Origin of the sequence: Stenotrophomonas terrae (assembly GCF_039674165.1) — a bacterium.
Classification (GTDB): domain Bacteria; phylum Pseudomonadota; class Gammaproteobacteria; order Xanthomonadales; family Xanthomonadaceae; genus Stenotrophomonas; species Stenotrophomonas terrae_A.
Genome location: NZ_JBDJMY010000068.1, coordinates 1 through 15,488, shown reverse-complemented (window position 1 = coordinate 15,488; position 15,488 = coordinate 1). Strand labels below are relative to the sequence as shown.

Annotated in this window: 10 protein-coding genes; 4 read left to right on the top strand and 6 right to left on the bottom strand. The window is 63.9% G+C overall.

Annotated features, from left to right (window positions below; all coding sequences use genetic code 11):
• The first annotated feature begins 76 nt into the window (after positions 1-76).
• Positions 77-1,312, top strand: a complete 1,236-nt coding sequence (locus ABE493_RS18585) for a multifunctional CCA addition/repair protein (protein ID WP_346500736.1) — start codon at positions 77-79, stop codon at positions 1,310-1,312.
• A gap of 216 nt (positions 1,313-1,528) precedes the next feature.
• Here the strand turns inward: ABE493_RS18585 and ABE493_RS18580 are convergent, their stop codons facing one another.
• The 6 genes from ABE493_RS18580 to ABE493_RS18555 form a co-directional block, all read right to left on the bottom strand.
• Positions 1,529-2,344, bottom strand: coding sequence for a hypothetical protein (locus ABE493_RS18580; protein WP_346500734.1), 816 nt, complete (start codon positions 2,342-2,344; stop codon positions 1,529-1,531).
• A gap of 371 nt (positions 2,345-2,715) precedes the next feature.
• The gene (locus tag ABE493_RS18575) at positions 2,716-3,783 is read right to left on the bottom strand and encodes an acyltransferase family protein (protein WP_346500732.1); all 1,068 of its coding nucleotides are present in this window, start codon (positions 3,781-3,783) and stop codon (positions 2,716-2,718) included.
• 23 nt (positions 3,784-3,806) lie between these two features.
• Entirely contained in the window at positions 3,807-4,949 is a 1,143-nt protein-coding gene (gene nagA, locus ABE493_RS18570) for an N-acetylglucosamine-6-phosphate deacetylase (RefSeq protein ID WP_346500730.1), read from the bottom strand.
• Positions 4,949-5,977: an SIS domain-containing protein gene (locus ABE493_RS18565; protein WP_346500728.1), complete on the bottom strand. Its 1,029-nt coding sequence runs from the start codon at positions 5,975-5,977 to the stop codon at positions 4,949-4,951. The genes nagA and ABE493_RS18565 overlap by 1 nt, the downstream gene beginning before the upstream one ends.
• 6 nt (positions 5,978-5,983) lie before the next feature.
• Positions 5,984-7,060, bottom strand: a complete 1,077-nt coding sequence (locus ABE493_RS18560; protein WP_346500726.1) for a LacI family DNA-binding transcriptional regulator — start codon at positions 7,058-7,060, stop codon at positions 5,984-5,986.
• Between the two features lie 43 nt (positions 7,061-7,103).
• Positions 7,104-8,393 carry a sugar MFS transporter gene (locus ABE493_RS18555; RefSeq protein WP_346500724.1) on the bottom strand — a complete coding sequence of 430 codons (1,290 nt, stop codon included), beginning with the start codon at positions 8,391-8,393 and terminating at the stop codon, positions 7,104-7,106.
• Positions 8,394-8,761: 368 nt separating this feature from the next.
• Here ABE493_RS18555 and ABE493_RS18550 point away from each other — a divergent pair, with 368 nt between their 5' ends.
• From ABE493_RS18550 to ABE493_RS18540, 3 genes are all read left to right on the top strand, one after another.
• On the top strand, positions 8,762-9,781 hold the full coding sequence (locus ABE493_RS18550) for a glucokinase family protein (protein WP_346500722.1): 1,020 nt from the start codon (positions 8,762-8,764) through the stop codon (positions 9,779-9,781).
• A gap of 89 nt (positions 9,782-9,870) precedes the next feature.
• Positions 9,871-12,588 (top strand): TonB-dependent receptor, encoded by a 2,718-nt coding sequence (locus tag ABE493_RS18545; RefSeq protein ID WP_346500720.1) that lies wholly within the window; start codon positions 9,871-9,873, stop codon positions 12,586-12,588.
• Between the two features lie 284 nt (positions 12,589-12,872).
• Positions 12,873-15,182 carry a family 20 glycosylhydrolase gene (locus ABE493_RS18540; protein WP_346500718.1) on the top strand — a complete coding sequence of 770 codons (2,310 nt, stop codon included), beginning with the start codon at positions 12,873-12,875 and terminating at the stop codon, positions 15,180-15,182.
• The last annotated feature ends 306 nt before the right edge of the window (positions 15,183-15,488 follow it).

Genomic DNA, 15,488 nt, shown 5'->3' with positions numbered 1-15,488 from the left:
CCCTTCTGCCACCCCCCCCCCCCCCCCCGCCCCCCCCACTACAGGTACAACACGTCTTCCGCCTTATCATGCCTGCATGAAGACTTATCTCGTCGGCGGCGCTGTCCGCGATTCCCTGCTCGGCCAACAACCTGGCGATCGTGACTGGGTGGTGGTTGGCGCCACGCAAGTGGAAATGGAATCACTTGGCTTCAAGGCCGTAGGCAAGGATTTCCCGGTTTTCCTGCACCCGGACAGCGGTGAGGAATATGCACTGGCACGTACCGAGCGCAAATCCGGTCGCGGCTACCGCGGCTTCGTTGTCGATGCCGATCCTTCGGTGACGCTGGAAGAAGACCTGCAACGCCGTGATTTCACCATCAATGCCATTGCCCGCGACGAGGACACCGGCGAACTGGTGGATCCCTGGGGCGGTGTGCGCGATATCGAACAGCGCGTGCTGCGGCATGTCGGCCCGGCCTTCGTCGAAGACCCACTGCGGGTACTGCGTGCCGCACGATTCATGGCGCGCTTTGCGCCGCTGGGTTTCACCCTCGCCCCGGAAACCGCCGAGCTGATGCGCGAGATGGCCGCCAGCGGCGAACTGGATGCACTGGTCCCCGAACGCATCTGGCAGGAACTGCGCCGCAGCCTGACCATGAAACAACCATCAGCCTTCCTGCGCTGCCTGCACGATACCGGCGCGCTGGCTGCCATCCTGCCTGAAGTGGACGCGTTGTACGGCGTGCCACAACGCGCCGAGTTCCACCCGGAAGTGGATACCGGCGTGCACCAGGAAATGGTCAGCGACATGGCCGCGCACTTGGCGCCGGGCAATGACCTTATCGGCTTCGCCGCGCTCACCCATGACCTCGGCAAGGCGCTGACGCCGGCCGACGAACTGCCGCGTCACATCATGCATGAGCAGCGCGGCCTGAAGCCGCTCGCCGCGCTGTGTGACCGCCTCAAGATTCCGGTGGATCACCGGCTATTGGCCGAAGCGGTCTGCCGCGAGCACCTCAACGTGCATCGCATCGATGAACTGCGCGACGCCACCGTGCTGGAGCTGATCCAGCGCTGCGATGGTTTCCGCCGCCCGGAGCGCATCGCACAGATGGCCCTGGTCTGCGAGTGCGACAAACGCGGCCGGCTCGGCTTCGAGGACAGCGATTACCCGCAGCGCGCCACCCTGCAACGCCTGCATGCCGCTGCGCTGGCAATCAACGCACGCGACATCGCCACCGAAGGCCTGCAAGGCCCCGCCATTGGCGAGGCTTTGAAGAAGGCACGCATCGTCGCGATCAACAAGGCCCGTCAACACGCTGAACCTTGAACCGGTAGCCAAGCCCGCAGCCAGCGCGCCGACGTGCGCTACCGCGCAGCAGAAGTGCATGCGCGCAGTGCTCAGGCCAACGCCTTAGCCGACCACGAAGGCAACACGCGCGCGCCCGCTGAGCCAGTTGAAAGCCAATCCGGGATTCCGGCCTGAAGCATTGCGGTTACCAAAGGCATGCGGCCAACGCCGCACACCCTGCTGCCGTTGGTGTGTTCAGCGCGGCTGCAATTGACTCTGTGCTTCGTCCGCTGCCTGCGGCGTTGCTTCTACTTCCTGCTCGACGACGGCAACCGGCGGCTGCACTTCCTCCGTCGGGGTTTCCGGCGTGGCCTGCGCAACAACCGGGCTTGCGTCGCCACCACCGAAAACCTGCATCCATTGCGGCAGCAACTGGGCGAACTGCTGTGCACAGTCGGCGACGTAGCGCGCGCGGACGTCACGGACACCGGCGAAATCCCCATCCGCCCACGCCGGGTACGTCTGCACAACCGGCGTTGGCGTGCAGGTGAAGTTTCCGTACCATTCCGACCCCTTCACGAAGCCCCGCGATGGTGACCTCAGGGATATACGCGTGCTGTAGCGCAGCTCGTACGGCGTGTCTGTCTGGTCAAGCTCCTGGTACATCAGTACCCAATCACTGCCTTGCAGGTCGACGATAAGCGGCTGGTCGATCACACGCTGCGGATTGTCCGCCTGCCACTGCTGTACCTGAGCACGCAGCGCATCCTGCAGGACATCTTTGCCCGGGTTTGGGATCTCTTTCATCCGCTCGCCATGCAGCTGATTCTTGCCGAAGCCCATCGCGCCACCACCCAGCAGACCTGTCGCAATCTGCAGACCAATGGCCCGCCCGGTGTGTTCGCGCCTGACCACACGCAGCTCCGCATCGCCGTTCTGACGCCCCTTGGCACCTGCGCCGACACTGAACTCGTAATTGAATCCGGGCGCCGCCTGGGGCTTCTTGGCGTACGCGTTGGTCATGGCCAACGCCAACAGCGCCGTGCCCATCATGGCTGGATAGTGCTTCATGTCATCCCTTTCATGCTTTCAACTGATTTACCCCGCCGTGTTCCGGGCGGGATGGCAGGTTGCCAGCCGCGGATTATGCCCGTTCCGGCATGGAGGACGCACCTGAAAAAACGGCATGTGCAGGCGTCAGATAGTCAGCGATTACCCGCAGCGGGCAAACCTGCAATGCCTGCATGCCGCTGCGCTGGCAAGCACCGCACGCGACATCGCCAGTCGCTGTCGCGGCCTTGGGATATTGTGGGAGCGGTATAAGCCGCGAAGCCAACGATGCAAAGGGCACCGTTGGATTGTGCAATTGCAGCTACTGCGGTTGGCGATGTATCACCAGCTTCGCGGCTTATGCCGCTCCCACAAATCTGCGATCGGCTGACTCAGATTTTCAGATAGATCCCACGCCGGTCCATCCACGCCATCGGCAGCCACCACAGGGCGACGAAGCTCAACGCCATCGCCAGCGAGGCGAACTGTGCACCGCCCATTGGCGTCAGCCAGCGGTTGAACAGGTGTTCCCACAGCCAGTTCCAGCTGCCGGTGGCCATCATCGCCAGCACCATCGCCGACGAGCCTGCATATGCGGTGATCGCGTTGACGCCGAAGCGGCGGCCCAGTGGCGGCCATTGCCGGCAATCGACCAGGATATGCGCCAACCACAGTCCGGCGAACGCCCAGCCGCCGGTCCACAACACGTAGGACGAGGTCCACAGATTCTTGTTCAAGGGCAGCCACTGCGCCCACAGGCCGCCGGCCAGCAACAGCAGTGCGGCGGCGGGCAGCAGACGCCATGGGCGCTGCCGCAACATCGCGCCTGCGCGAAGACCCAGCAGGGTCGAGGCCAGTGCACCCAAGGTGGACACCATGCCTTCCGGATCGTGACCATGATCCGTGACCGGGTCGTACTGATACAGCAGCGCTCCAAACAAGGCCGTATCCACACGACTGCTCAGGTTGAGCCACGGCTCCAATGAGCCACCTGCCGCCAGCAGCGCGGCATAACCAGACAGCAGCACACCAATACACAACCACTGCAGCCGCGGCTTCAACCAGATCGCCGCCACGCCCGCAGCGGCGAAGCACAAACCAATACGCTGCAACACGCCCCACGGCCGGTAGTGCGGCAGCTCCAGCCACCACCAGGCCAGGAAATGCAGCAGCAGGCCCAAACCGAGAATGCGCGCGGCGCGGATCAGCACCGTGCGTGTCAGTGCGCGACGATCAGCACCCTGCTCCACCCGCGGCACCACACCCAGCGCGATGGACACGCCGACGATCACCAGGAAGAACGGAAACACCAGATCGGTCGGCGTGCAGCCGTTCCATTCCGAATGCCGCAGCGGTGCAAAGACATGACTCCAACTGCCGGGATTGTTGACCAGCAGCATGGCTGCCACGGTGATGCCACGCAGGGCATCCACCGAGGCATAACGGATGGCTTTATTCATGGGCGCTACTCTCAGGCCGAAGCTCAGTCGCGTTGACCGGCAATCCAGGTGGCCTGCACCTGCAGGTCGGTATCCAGCAGCACGAAGTCGGCCTGGTAACCGGCTGCGATCTGCCCGTAGCGATCATCCAGACCCAGGAACTGCGCCGGGTACGTCGATGCCATGCGTGCAGCTTCGGCCAGCGACAGACCCAGCAATCCAACCGTATTGCGCACGGCAGTGATCATGTCCAACGCCGAACCCGCCAAGGCACCCGCTGCGTTGCGTACCACGCCGTCAACGGCGGTGATGGTTTCGCCGTACAACTCGAACGCCGGGTTGTCCGAGCCCACCATCGGCATTGCATCGGTGACCAGGAACACTTTGCCGCGCGGCTTGGCTGCCAGCGCCACGCGCAGGCTGGCCGGGTGTACGTGCACGCCATCGACGATGACGCCGCACCAGCTGTCGGCATCTTCCAACGCCGCACCCACCGCGCCGGGGTCGCGCCCCTGCAGCGGCGACATCGCGTTGTACAGATGGGTGAAGCCGCTGATGCCGGCATCCAGACCCGCGCGGGTTTCGTCGTACGTTGCGGCGGTATGACCGGCAGCGACGATGGCGCCGTTGGCCACCATCTGCTGGATCGTTGCCAGCGGCACGCGCTCGGGTGCCAGCGTGATCAGGGTGACGCCGTTGTCCAGCGAGGTCGCCATGCGCACTTCGGCAGCATCGGGCACGCGGAACTTGCCGGCATCATGCGTGCCCTTGCGGGCGGGAGCGATGTAGGGGCCTTCCAGGTGAATACCGAGCACACCCGGCACCTTGGCCGCGATGGCTTCGCGCGTGGCCTGCACCGCACGCGCCATCACCTCGGCATCGTCGCTGATCAGGGTCGGCAGCATGCCGGTGGTGCCGTAGCGGCGATGCCCGGCCACCATCGTGCGCAATGCATCGACATCGGTCTGGTTGTTGAACAGCGCACCGCCACCACCATTGACCTGGGCGTCGATGAAACCGGGCAGCAGCCAGCCGCCGCCCAGATCCACCTGTACATCGGCGCCGGCAACGGCAGGGTCGTCGCTGGCAACGACCGCAGTGATGCGGCCGTCTTCGATCAATACCGCGACATCGTCACGGAAGTTCTCGCCGGCAAGTACCCGGCCATTGCGCAGCACGGTTTTCATCAGACGGTTTCCGTCACCTTGTTGAGGTGCGGCGGCAGATCCGGGTTGTTGCCCCGGCGCAGCGCCAGTGCGTTGATCGCGCGGTAGAAACTCTGGATGGTAAGCAGCGGCGCGCACAGCGGGTGCGGTGCACTGACGCCCGGCAGGTTGCCGCCTTCACCGGTCAGCCACACCTGCGCGCCACGCGCGGCGAACTCTTCTGCTACTGCGCGGGTGCCTGCGCCGGTTTCGTCGGGCTGGGCGAAAGCCAGCACCGGGAAGTCGCGGCCAACCAGGGCCATCGGACCATGCTTTACTTCGGCCGAGCTATAACCTTCGGCGTGCAGGCCGCAGGTTTCCTTGAACTTCAATGCCGCTTCCTGCGCGGCGGCCAGACCAGGACCACGGCCGAGCACGAACAGGTTGTGCGCGTCGACCAGACCATCGGTCACCGCGCTCCAGTCGCAGGCCCAGGCTTCGGTCATCGCGGCCGGCAAGGCATCCAGCGCAGCGATCAGGGCCGGATCATTCTTCCAGTACGCGCCCAGCTGCAGAATCGCCGCCAGCGAGGCGAGGTAGCTCTTGGTCGCAGCGACGCTGCGTTCGACGCCAGCACCCAGCGGAATGACGGTGTCGGCCAGCAGTGCCAACGGTGAATCTTCCACGTTGACCAGCGCCACCACGCGCGCGCCGGCAGCCTTGGCAGCCTCGGCATTGCGCAGCAGGTCCGGGCTCTTGCCCGACTGCGAGATCACGATGTACAGCGCGCCGCGCAGCTGCAGCGGCGCTTCGTATACCGAGCCCACCGACGGCGACGCCGAAGCAGTCACCAGGCCGAGCTGGGTCTCGAACAGATACTTGGCATAGGTTGCCGCGTGATCGGAACTGCCACGGGCGCAGGTGACAACGAACGGCGGCGGGTTCTGGCGCAGGTCTGCGGCCAGGGCCTGCACCACGTCGCTATTGCGTGCGAACTGGGCGGCGATGACAGAGGCGCTTTGTGCGGCCTCGTTGAACATCAGGGTTTCGGTTTCACTGGGCAGTGCCATGGATCGTTACTCGGAGAGGTCGGGGGGAGATGAAGGAGGTCGCGACGGTTGCTGACGCAGCGGCGCGGTTGAGCCGCGCACCACCAGCTGCGGTACGAAGCCCTGGTTCTGCAGCTGTGCCGGGCTGTCTTCGTAGGCATCGGTGCGCAGCTGGCTGATCAGCAAGCGCGCGGCATGCCGGGCGATGTCGCCGGTAGCCTGCTTGGCGGTGGTCAGCGCCGGCCACGACTGGCGCGAGAACGGGCTGTCCTCGAAACCGGCGATGGACAGGTCATACGGCACGTTCAAGCCGGCCGAATTGGCCGCAGCCAGCACGCCGGCAGCGATTTCGTCATTGGAGCCGAAGATGGCGGTGGGCGGTTCGCGCAGCGCCAGCAGGCGGCGCGCACCACGGAAACCATCATCGAAGGTGTAGTCGCCCGGGATCACCAGGTGCTTGTCCAGCGGGATGCCGTAGTCCTTCAGCGCCGCTTCGTAGCCGGCGTAACGCTCGCCGCTGGAGCGGTGCGAGGTGCCGCCCCACAGGAAACCGATGCGCTGGTGCCCCAACTGGATCAGATGCTCGGTGATTTCATAGGCGGCATCACGGTCGTCAACGAACACGCAGGGACCATCGCCCGGGTCTTCGGTGGCGGCAATGATGCGCACGGTCTTGATGCCACGCGCGTTGAGCGAGGCCACCAGTTCCGGCCGTTCGGACATCGGTGCGGTCAGCACCAGCCCGGCCAGACGCGAGCGCTGTACCCAATCAGCCAACTCCTCGGCCAGCATCGGCGAGGTTGAATCGCAGGGATGGATCTGCAGGCCGAAACCGGTCTCGCGGCAGGCCGACAGCACGCCGTTCTGTACCCCGATGATGTGGTACGGATTGGGGTTGTCGTACACCAGCCCGATCACGAAGGTGGTGTTGCTGCGCAGGTTGCGCGCCGAAGGATCCGGTTCGTAGTCCAGCTCGGCCACCGCCCGCAATACGCGCGCGCGGGTGGCCTGCATCACCGAGGGCTCATTGTTGATTACCCGCGAGACGGTCTTCAAAGAGACCTTGGCACGCTCGGCGACATCCTTGATGGTGGGTCTACGCATTACCGGTTCCCGCGTTGGCTCGATTGCCGCCATGATGCTTGATTCAGGCGCCACGTGCCTTGCCCGCGTTATGACCTACGGTGCCGAAGTACAGGATGTACAGGTAGCAGGGGATCATCAGTGCCGCGAACACCAGCTGGAAGTGCTCCGGGTAGGCGTGCTTGAGCAGGGCGAAGGCCTGCGGGATGATCGCGCCACCGGCAATACCCATCACCAGCAGGGCCGAGCCGGTCTGGGTGAAGCGCCCCAGTCCACGGATCGCCAGCGGGAAGATGGCCGGCCACATCATGGCGTTGGCAAAACCCAAGGCAGCGACGAAACCCACCGAAACATAGCCATGGGTGAAGTACGCGCCCAGGGTAAACAGCACGCCCAGCACCGCTGACACCGCCAGGTATTTTTCCTGCGAGATGAAGCGCGGGATCACCAGCAGGCCGATCACGTAACCGACCAGCATCGCAAACAGGGTGTACGAGGTGAACAGCTTGGTCTGGTCCAGCGGCAGGCCGAAGGCATTGCCATAGGTGCCGATGGCATCACCGGCCATCACTTCCACGCCCACGTAGACGAACAGACACATCACGCCCAGCCACAGGTGCGGGAACTGGAAGATGCTGCGCTTGGCCGCCTTGCCGTCATTGACGGTGGCATTGGCCTGGTCCGGCTGCACTTCCGGCAGCGGCGAGAACAGCACGCCAACCGCCACCAGCAGCAGCACACCGGCAATCACCATGTAAGGGGTATGGATCTTGGCGGCGAAGGCATTGAGCAGATCGGCCTTGGTAGCGGCGTCCGCGGCCTGTACCTGGGTTTCCAGATCACCGATGCCGTGCAGCACGAAGGTGCCGATGATCACCGGGGCGAGGATGCCGGCGATCTTGTTGCAGATACCCATCAGCGCGATGCGCTGGGCGGCACCCTCGATCGGGCCAAGGATGCTGATATACGGGTTGACTGCGGTCTGCAGCAGGGCCATGCCGCTGCCGATCACGAACAGGCCGCCGAGTGCACCGCCAAACCAGCGGCGGGTAGCGAACTCACCAAATGCCATCGCGCCGACGGCCATCACCGCCAGGCTCAAGGCCAGGCCTTTCTTCATGCCGGTACGGCTGAGTATCCACGACGCCGGCAAGGCCAGGAAGAAGTAGGACAGGTAGAACACCATCAGCACGAGGAACGCCGAGACCTCGTTTACGTCGAAGGCCAGCTTGACGAAGGTGATCAACGGGCCGTTGATCCAGGTACAGAAGCCGATGATGAAGAAGAGTACGCCGACGATGGCGATGGACGACGCCATGCTGGTACGCGGCGGCGAGTCGGGAACAGCAGACATGGGCAAAGCTCCTGCGGATGCGGGAGACGGATCGAGCCGTCCGGCGATTACGTGGGAACAACGTTGTCACATTTATTGTTTGTTGCGGACAGGTTTGTCAACAACACACGCTCAGCGATCCAATCCGGCGGACTATCAGAAATGTCCGAGGAGCCCGGAAGAATCAGGCTTTCTGCGAAAAACCCCGTAAGTTAAGCCACTACACGCTATCGGATGCAACAAATGAAAGCGCCGTAGGGTTTGCGCAGACGCGCTGCGATGCAGCATCGAAAGTTTCAATTATTCGTTGACATCGTTGTCAGAACGATTACAGACTCGCCCCCGAATGGTGCCCCTCCGGGCGCTCCGCCTCGCCATAGGGAACCCGAGTGACCGCTGTCGTCCCCCCACTACAGACCACCCGCCTTGACCCCGCCAGCCGGCCGTTTTTCGCTGCTGACGTGGGCGGCACCCATGTCCGCGTCGGTCTGATCCAGGCGGCAGCAGCAAACGATCCAGCCATCGACGTACTGTCCTATCGCAAGTACCGGTGCGCGGACTACCCCAGTCTCAGCGCGATCCTGTCCGACTTCGCCAGCCACAACCCGCCGGTGGAGCATTGCGTGATTGCCACCGCCGGCTATGCGTTGGCCGACGGCACGGTGATCTCGGCCAACCTGCCGTGGCCGCTGTCATCCAGCCGCATCCGCGAGGAACTCGGTTTTGCCGGCGTGCACCTGGTCAACGATTTCGAGGCCGTGGCGCATGCCGCCGGCCATATCAATGCCAGCCAGGTACTGCAGCTGACCGGCCCGGCCGAAGCCGAACGTGGGCCGACGCTGGTGATCGGCCCGGGCACCGGCCTGGGTGCGGCGGTATGGATCCCGGTCGGCAACCGGTCGGTGGTGTTGGCCACCGAAGCCGGCCAGGCCTCGCTGGCAGCCACCACCGAACTGGAAATGGCGGTGCTGCAGCAGATGCTGCAGGACCGTCCGCACGTCTCCATCGAACAGGCCCTGTCCGGCCCCGGCCTGCTCAATCTGTACAACGCGCTGTGCGCGGTGCGCGGTGTCGCGCCGGTGCACACCACGCCCGACGCGGTGAGCGCGGCGGCCTGCGATGGCAGCGACCCGCTGGCCGTGGAAACCCTGCAGCTGTTCTGCGGGATCCTCGGCTCGACCATCGGCGACATGGCCCTGCTCTACGGCGTGCAGGGCGGCATCTATCTGGCCGGCGGCATCCTGCCGAAGATCAGCCAATTCCTTTTGAACAGCACCTTCGTCGAACGCTTCCTCAACAAGGGGCCGATGCGCAAGGCGTTGCAAAGCATTCCCGTGAAGCTGGTAGAGCACGGGCAACTGGGCGTCATCGGCGCCGCCAGTTGGTATCTGGAAAAGTCGGCCACGTAGCCGTCAGCAGCATAAGCAACAGATCCACCAGCAGGACCGTAGTCAAGCGGCACTCCGTGCCAAACCATCAGATGTTGAGGAGAGACAACATGCATCGCAAGACAATGCTTTCGGCAGCCATCGTCAGCTGCCTCGCCTTCAGCGCACATGCGCAGGAAGCCGCAAAAACCGCCACCGACCTGGACACCGTGACCGTTACCGGCATCCGTGGCTCGATGGAAAAATCACTGGACACCAAGCGCGAAGCCAATGCCCGCGTTGAAGTGGTCACCGCTGAAGACGTCGGCAAGCTGCCGGCGCACAACGTTGCCGACACCCTGCAGCGCCTGCCGGGCGTCAACATCAGCTCGTCCTCTGCCGATGAAGGCGGCTTCGACGAAGCCGACCGCGTCAGCCTGCGCGGCACCAGCCCGAGCCTGACCCAGACCCTGATCAACGGCCACACCGTTGGTTCCGCAGACTGGTTCGTTCTGTCCCAGGCCGGCAACGTCGGCCGCAGCGTCAGCTACTCGCTGCTGCCGTCGGAGCTGGTCAGCTCGGTGGAAGTGAACAAGTCCTCGCAGGCCAAGCTGATGGACGGTGGCACCACCGGTACCATCAACATCATCACCCGCAAGCCGCTGGAGTTCTCCAAGCAGTTCACCGCCGAAGCATCCATCGGTGCAGTGCGCTCGGACCAGGCCAAATCCAACGACCCGCAGCTGTCTGCCCTGTTCAACTACAAGAACGACGACGGCACCTTCGGCGTGATGGTCCAGGGCTTCAGCCAGAAGCGTGAGCTGCGCCGTGAAGCCCAGGAGTTCCCGGGCGGTTGGTTCAAGATGGGCCGCAATAGCGATGGCACTGTCAACGCCCTGGGCCAGAGCAATCCTGACCTGGTCGACGTGTGGGCCCCGAGCCTGCTTGGCTCGACGCTGTTCGAACAGACCCGCGAGCGCAAGGGCGGCCTGGTCGAGATCCAGTTCAAGCCCAGCGATGACCTGACCCTTGGCGTGAGCGGCTTCAGCTCCAAGCTCGACGCCAACAACTACAACCGCAACTTCATGCTGTGGGGCGGCAACTTCGCCAATTCGCAGGCACCGCAGCCCGGTTATGTGGTCAAGGACGGCGTGCTCACCGACGTCACCTACGCGGGCGTGCCGGGCACCAACTACGGTGTCTACGACATGATCTACCGCGAGTCGTCGGCCAAGACCAACTACATCACCTTCGACGCGGATTGGCAGATCAATGACAGCCTGTCTTCGAAGTTCCAGGCAGGCAGCACCAAGGGCGAAGGCAAGACCGCCCGCCAGTACATCGCCGAGGTCACCCTCGCCAATGGCGGCGGCGCCAGCTGGACCACCCACGGCAAAGGCTCGCCAACCGATTGGAGCCTGGGCGGCGACCTGAGCCCGGCCGGCGTCACCAGCTTCGGCACCTGGGGCAACCAGCAGATCATCGCCGAGGACAAGGAGAAGTGGGCAACGCTCGACTTCAACCAGTACATGGATACCGGCATGCTGAGCTCGCTGGACTTCGGCCTGCGCTATGCCAAGCACAGCCGTGAAGCCATGTCGCCGGAAGGCGCCAGCCCGGGCGATATCTGGTCGGAGCTGCAGAACGGTGCCACCGCCAACTACCCGAGCGGCTTCGCCAGCGGCATCGGTGGCAACTTCCCGCGCAACCTGTGGTACTACACCCCGGGCGCGCTGAAGAACGCCATCACCAACAACTCCACCTGGCTGTCCAACGACGACGGCCCGAACGGCCGCCGCAACTACGGCTCGGAATGGAAGGTCGAAGAGAAGAACCTGGCTGCTTACATCCAGGCCAACTTCACCGGCGAGAACTGGGCCGGTAACGTTGGCCTGCGTTATGTCAGCATCAAGCAGGACATCATGAGCTACCGCGCGGTGTCCGATATCGCCAATGCGGACGTGAGCAGCTTGTTTGCCCAGGGCCCGGGCCCGGTGTGCGGCTGGGCCTGCCCGGTTTGGGGCGGCTGGAACATCGTAAACAACAGCAACTCCGACCGCCGCCTGCTGCCCAGCGCGAACTTCAAGTTCGACCTGGCTGAGAACCTGGTGTTCCGCGTCGCCGCGTCGCAGACCCAGACCCTGCCGGACTACTCGGCACTGGGTGCCTCGGCATCCGGCTCCGATCTGGACAAGACCGGTTCGGCCGGCAACCCGAACCTGAAGCCGGTGGTCTCCACCAACTTCGACGCCAACCTGGAGTGGTACTTCATGCCGCGCGGCCTGCTGTCGTTCGGCGCGTTCTCGATGAACATGAAGGACTACGTGGCCTACGGCACCGAGAAGCAGATGCTGTTCAGCGAGCTCACCGGCCAGCTGGAGCAGTACGAGATCTCGCTGCCGACCAACGCCAACGCGCAGGTGCAGGGCTTCGAAGTGGCTTACCAGCAGCCGATCGGCGAGAACTTCGGCATCGACGCCAACTACACCTACTCCGATGGCAGCACGTCGCACACCTGGGCAGACGGTAGCAATGCTCTGCTCGGCAACTCGAAGGACACCTACAACGTGGGTGCCTACTTCGAGAACGACACCTTCGGTGCCCGCGTCGGCTACACCTACCGTTCGTCGTTCCTGATCGGTCTGTCCTCGGTGAATCCGTACTACCAGGATTCCTTCGGCACCGTGGCGGTCTCGCTGAACTACAAGGCCACCGATTGGCTGAGCTTCAGCCTGGACGCGCTGAACCTCAACGACCCGACCTACAAGTACTACCAGAGCTCGGCCATTCCGGTTGCGTTCTACAACAACGGTCGTCAGTACTACTTCAACGCTCGCTTCAAGTTCTGATCCATCCCGGCACGCAACATCACCGGATAGCGTGACCCGCCGGGCCTGGATCATTCCGGGCCCGGTTTTTTTTGCCTTCATGTAATACCGAGCCATGTCAGGCAATGCCCTCGCCGTTGTAGTGCCGAGCCATGCTCGGCAAAGCACGCATTGCCAAACGAAACCAATGCCGAGCATGGCTCGGCACTACAGAAAGCCACAGCTTTGCCGAGCACGGCTCGGCACTACACAAGATCGATGCGGCGCTACACACTGCCGCCCAAGCACAAACAGGAGCTCCGCCCATGACGAAGTCCTTCCACAAGCGCAGCCGCGCGCCGTGGCTCAGCAGTTGCGTATTGCTGGGCATGTCCGCCCTGCAGGTACAGGCCGCCGACACCACCTCCGCCCCTTCGCTTGTCCCCCTGCCCGCCAGCTACCAGGCTGATGGCGGCAAGGACTTCGTGTTGAGCAGCTCCGCCCGCGTCGGCGGCAACGACGAGGCCGCGCGCCGCGCCGCCGCGCAGTTCGTGACCCTGCTCAAGCAGAATGGCGGCCCAGCCCTGGCCGTTGCCGACAGCGCAGGCAAGGCGCAGATCCGTTTCCGCCTGGATCCTTCCGCGACCAACACCGCCGAAGGCTATGCACTGAAGGTTTCCAACACCGGCATCGATATCAGCGCCGGTGATGACGTCGGCCTGTTCTACGGTGCGGTCACCGCCGCGCAGCTGCTCACCGGCAATACACCCGGCCAGGTTGCCGCCGCCACCATCGCCGATACCCCGCGCTTCCCCTGGCGTGGCTTCATGCTGGACTCGGCACGCCACTTCCAGAGCATGGACGAGATCAAGAAGCTGCTTGATGCGATGGCGCAGCACAAGCTCAATACCTTCCACTGGCATCTCACCGATGACCAGGGCTGGCGCATGGAGATCAAGCGTTACCCGAAGCTGACCGAAGCGGGCAGCTGCCGCGTGCCGCTGGGTGATGCCGGCCGCAACGCTGCCACCGGCGAGGCGCGCCAGTACTGCGGCTACTACACGCAGGAACAGATCCGCGAAATCATCGCCTATGCTGCCGAGCGCCATATCCAGGTGATCCCGGAGATCGATGTGCCCGGCCATGCCACCGCCGCCATCGTCGCCTATCCGGAGCTGGGCACCACCGATCAGAAGCTGGTCATCGACAACCAGTGGGGCGTGTTCCCGAACCTGTTCAACACCGAGGAAAGCACCTTCCAGTTCCTGGAAAACGTGCTGGAAGAAGTGATTGAGATGTTCCCGTCCAAGTACGTGCATGTTGGCGGCGATGAAGCGGTCAAGGACCAGTGGATCGCCTCCAAGCGCGTGCAGGAGCGCATGCGTGAGCTGGGCGCCAAGGATGAAATGGAAATGCAGAGCCACATCATCAAGCGCCTGGAGAAATTCCTGGAGCAGCATGATCGTCGCCTGATCGGCTGGGATGAAATCCTCGAAGGCGGCCTGCCACCGGAAGCGACGGTGATGTCCTGGCGCGGCACCGAAGGCGGGCTCAAGGCCGCCAGCGAAGGCCACGACGTGGTGATGTCGCCGGTCACCCACATGTACATGGACTACCTGCAGACCGAGTCGCCGAACGAGCCGCCGGGCCGCCCGACCACCATTACCCTGCAGAAGACCTACGAGTTCGAACCGGTGCCGGCCGAACTTGCTGCCGACAAGCGCTCGCACATCCTTGGCCTGCAGGCCAATATGTTCAACGAGCACACCCGCAACGACCAGAACCTGGAACACAACCTGTTCCCGCGCCTGGCCGCAGTGGCTGAAACCGGCTGGAGCCCGCAGAACAAGCGTAACTTCAGCAACTTCCTGCAGCGCCTGCCGCGCCAGCTGCAGCGCTACCAGGCGATGAACATCGCCTATGCGAAGACGCCGTTCCAGGTGGACATGCAGGACAAGGGCGAGCACCGCACGGGCGCCGTACAGGTGAGCTTGAACAATCCGCTCGGTTACCCGGTGCATTACACGCTGGACGGCAGCGCGGTCAGCGCCAATTCGCCGCTGTACGCACAGCCGCTGCAGCTGAAGGTGCCGGTGCAGGTACAGACCGCGGCGTTCTACGATGGCAAGCCGCTGGCTGCCGCCACTACCTTCAAGCTGGATGCTGCCTCGCTGCTGGTCCGTGAGGACACCCAGCTCGGCCTGTGCCCGAATGGCGGCAAGCTGCTGCTGCGCCTGGAAGACGACGGCCCGGCCGAAGGCGAGCGCGAAGTGTTCAACGTCAACATCTTCAACCCGTGCTGGTTGTGGAGCGACGTGGATCTTTCGGACATCACCCGCATCAAGGTGCGTGCCGGGCGTATTCCGTACAACTTCCAGCTGGCGCACGATGAGCCGTCGCGCAAGTTCGCGCCGGCGCGTACTGCACACGGCGAAATGGAGATCCTGGCCAACTGCGACGGCAAGCCGCTGGCCTCGGTGCCGCTGCCGGCCGAGCCGAATGCCGACGGATTCCTGGAGCTGGACGCCGCCATCAGCGCCCCGGCAAGCCGCGGCGACCTGTGCGTACGCTTCACCGGCGACACCCGCCCCAACATGTGGACGCTGGACTGGATCAAGCTCGAGCCAGCCAAGTAATCCACACCGCAACTGATGTAACCAGAGGGCCACCGCATGCGGTGGCCTTCTGCTATGCGGCGTTTGTAGCCGTTGTGGGGTTGCGGGTTGCGCGGTTGTGGATTGTAGGAGCGGCGTAAGCCGCGAAGCCGGACATAGAGCAGCTGACGCGATGCCAGGCTCGCGCTCTAGCCCGAATGCCGCCCTTTGCCAGCGGCAAGGATGGAAAGCCCTGCAGCTTCATTGTTGTCAGCTTCGCGGCTTACGCCGCTCCTACAAAGTTGGCTGGCTTATGCCGCCACGGGGCTTCGAGAGCTGTAGGAGCGG

Bases quoted from the DNA above. Each gene is read 5' to 3' on its own strand.
- ABE493_RS18575 (WP_346500732.1), bottom strand. From the start codon at position 3,783: ATGAATAAAGCCATCCGTTATGCCTCGGTGGATGCCCTGCGTGGCATC.
- ABE493_RS18560 (WP_346500726.1), bottom strand. From the start codon at position 7,060: ATGCGTAGACCCACCATCAAGGATGTCGCCGAGCGTGCCAAGGTCTCT.
- ABE493_RS18585 (WP_346500736.1), top strand. From the start codon at position 77: ATGAAGACTTATCTCGTCGGCGGCGCTGTCCGCGATTCCCTGCTCGGC.
- ABE493_RS18580 (WP_346500734.1), bottom strand. From the start codon at position 2,344: ATGAAGCACTATCCAGCCATGATGGGCACGGCGCTGTTGGCGTTGGCC.
- ABE493_RS18545 (WP_346500720.1), top strand. From the start codon at position 9,871: ATGCATCGCAAGACAATGCTTTCGGCAGCCATCGTCAGCTGCCTCGCC.
- ABE493_RS18565 (WP_346500728.1), bottom strand. From the start codon at position 5,977: ATGGCACTGCCCAGTGAAACCGAAACCCTGATGTTCAACGAGGCCGCA.
- ABE493_RS18540 (WP_346500718.1), top strand. From the start codon at position 12,873: ATGACGAAGTCCTTCCACAAGCGCAGCCGCGCGCCGTGGCTCAGCAGT.
- ABE493_RS18555 (WP_346500724.1), bottom strand. From the start codon at position 8,393: ATGTCTGCTGTTCCCGACTCGCCGCCGCGTACCAGCATGGCGTCGTCC.
- nagA (WP_346500730.1), bottom strand. From the start codon at position 4,949: ATGAAAACCGTGCTGCGCAATGGCCGGGTACTTGCCGGCGAGAACTTC.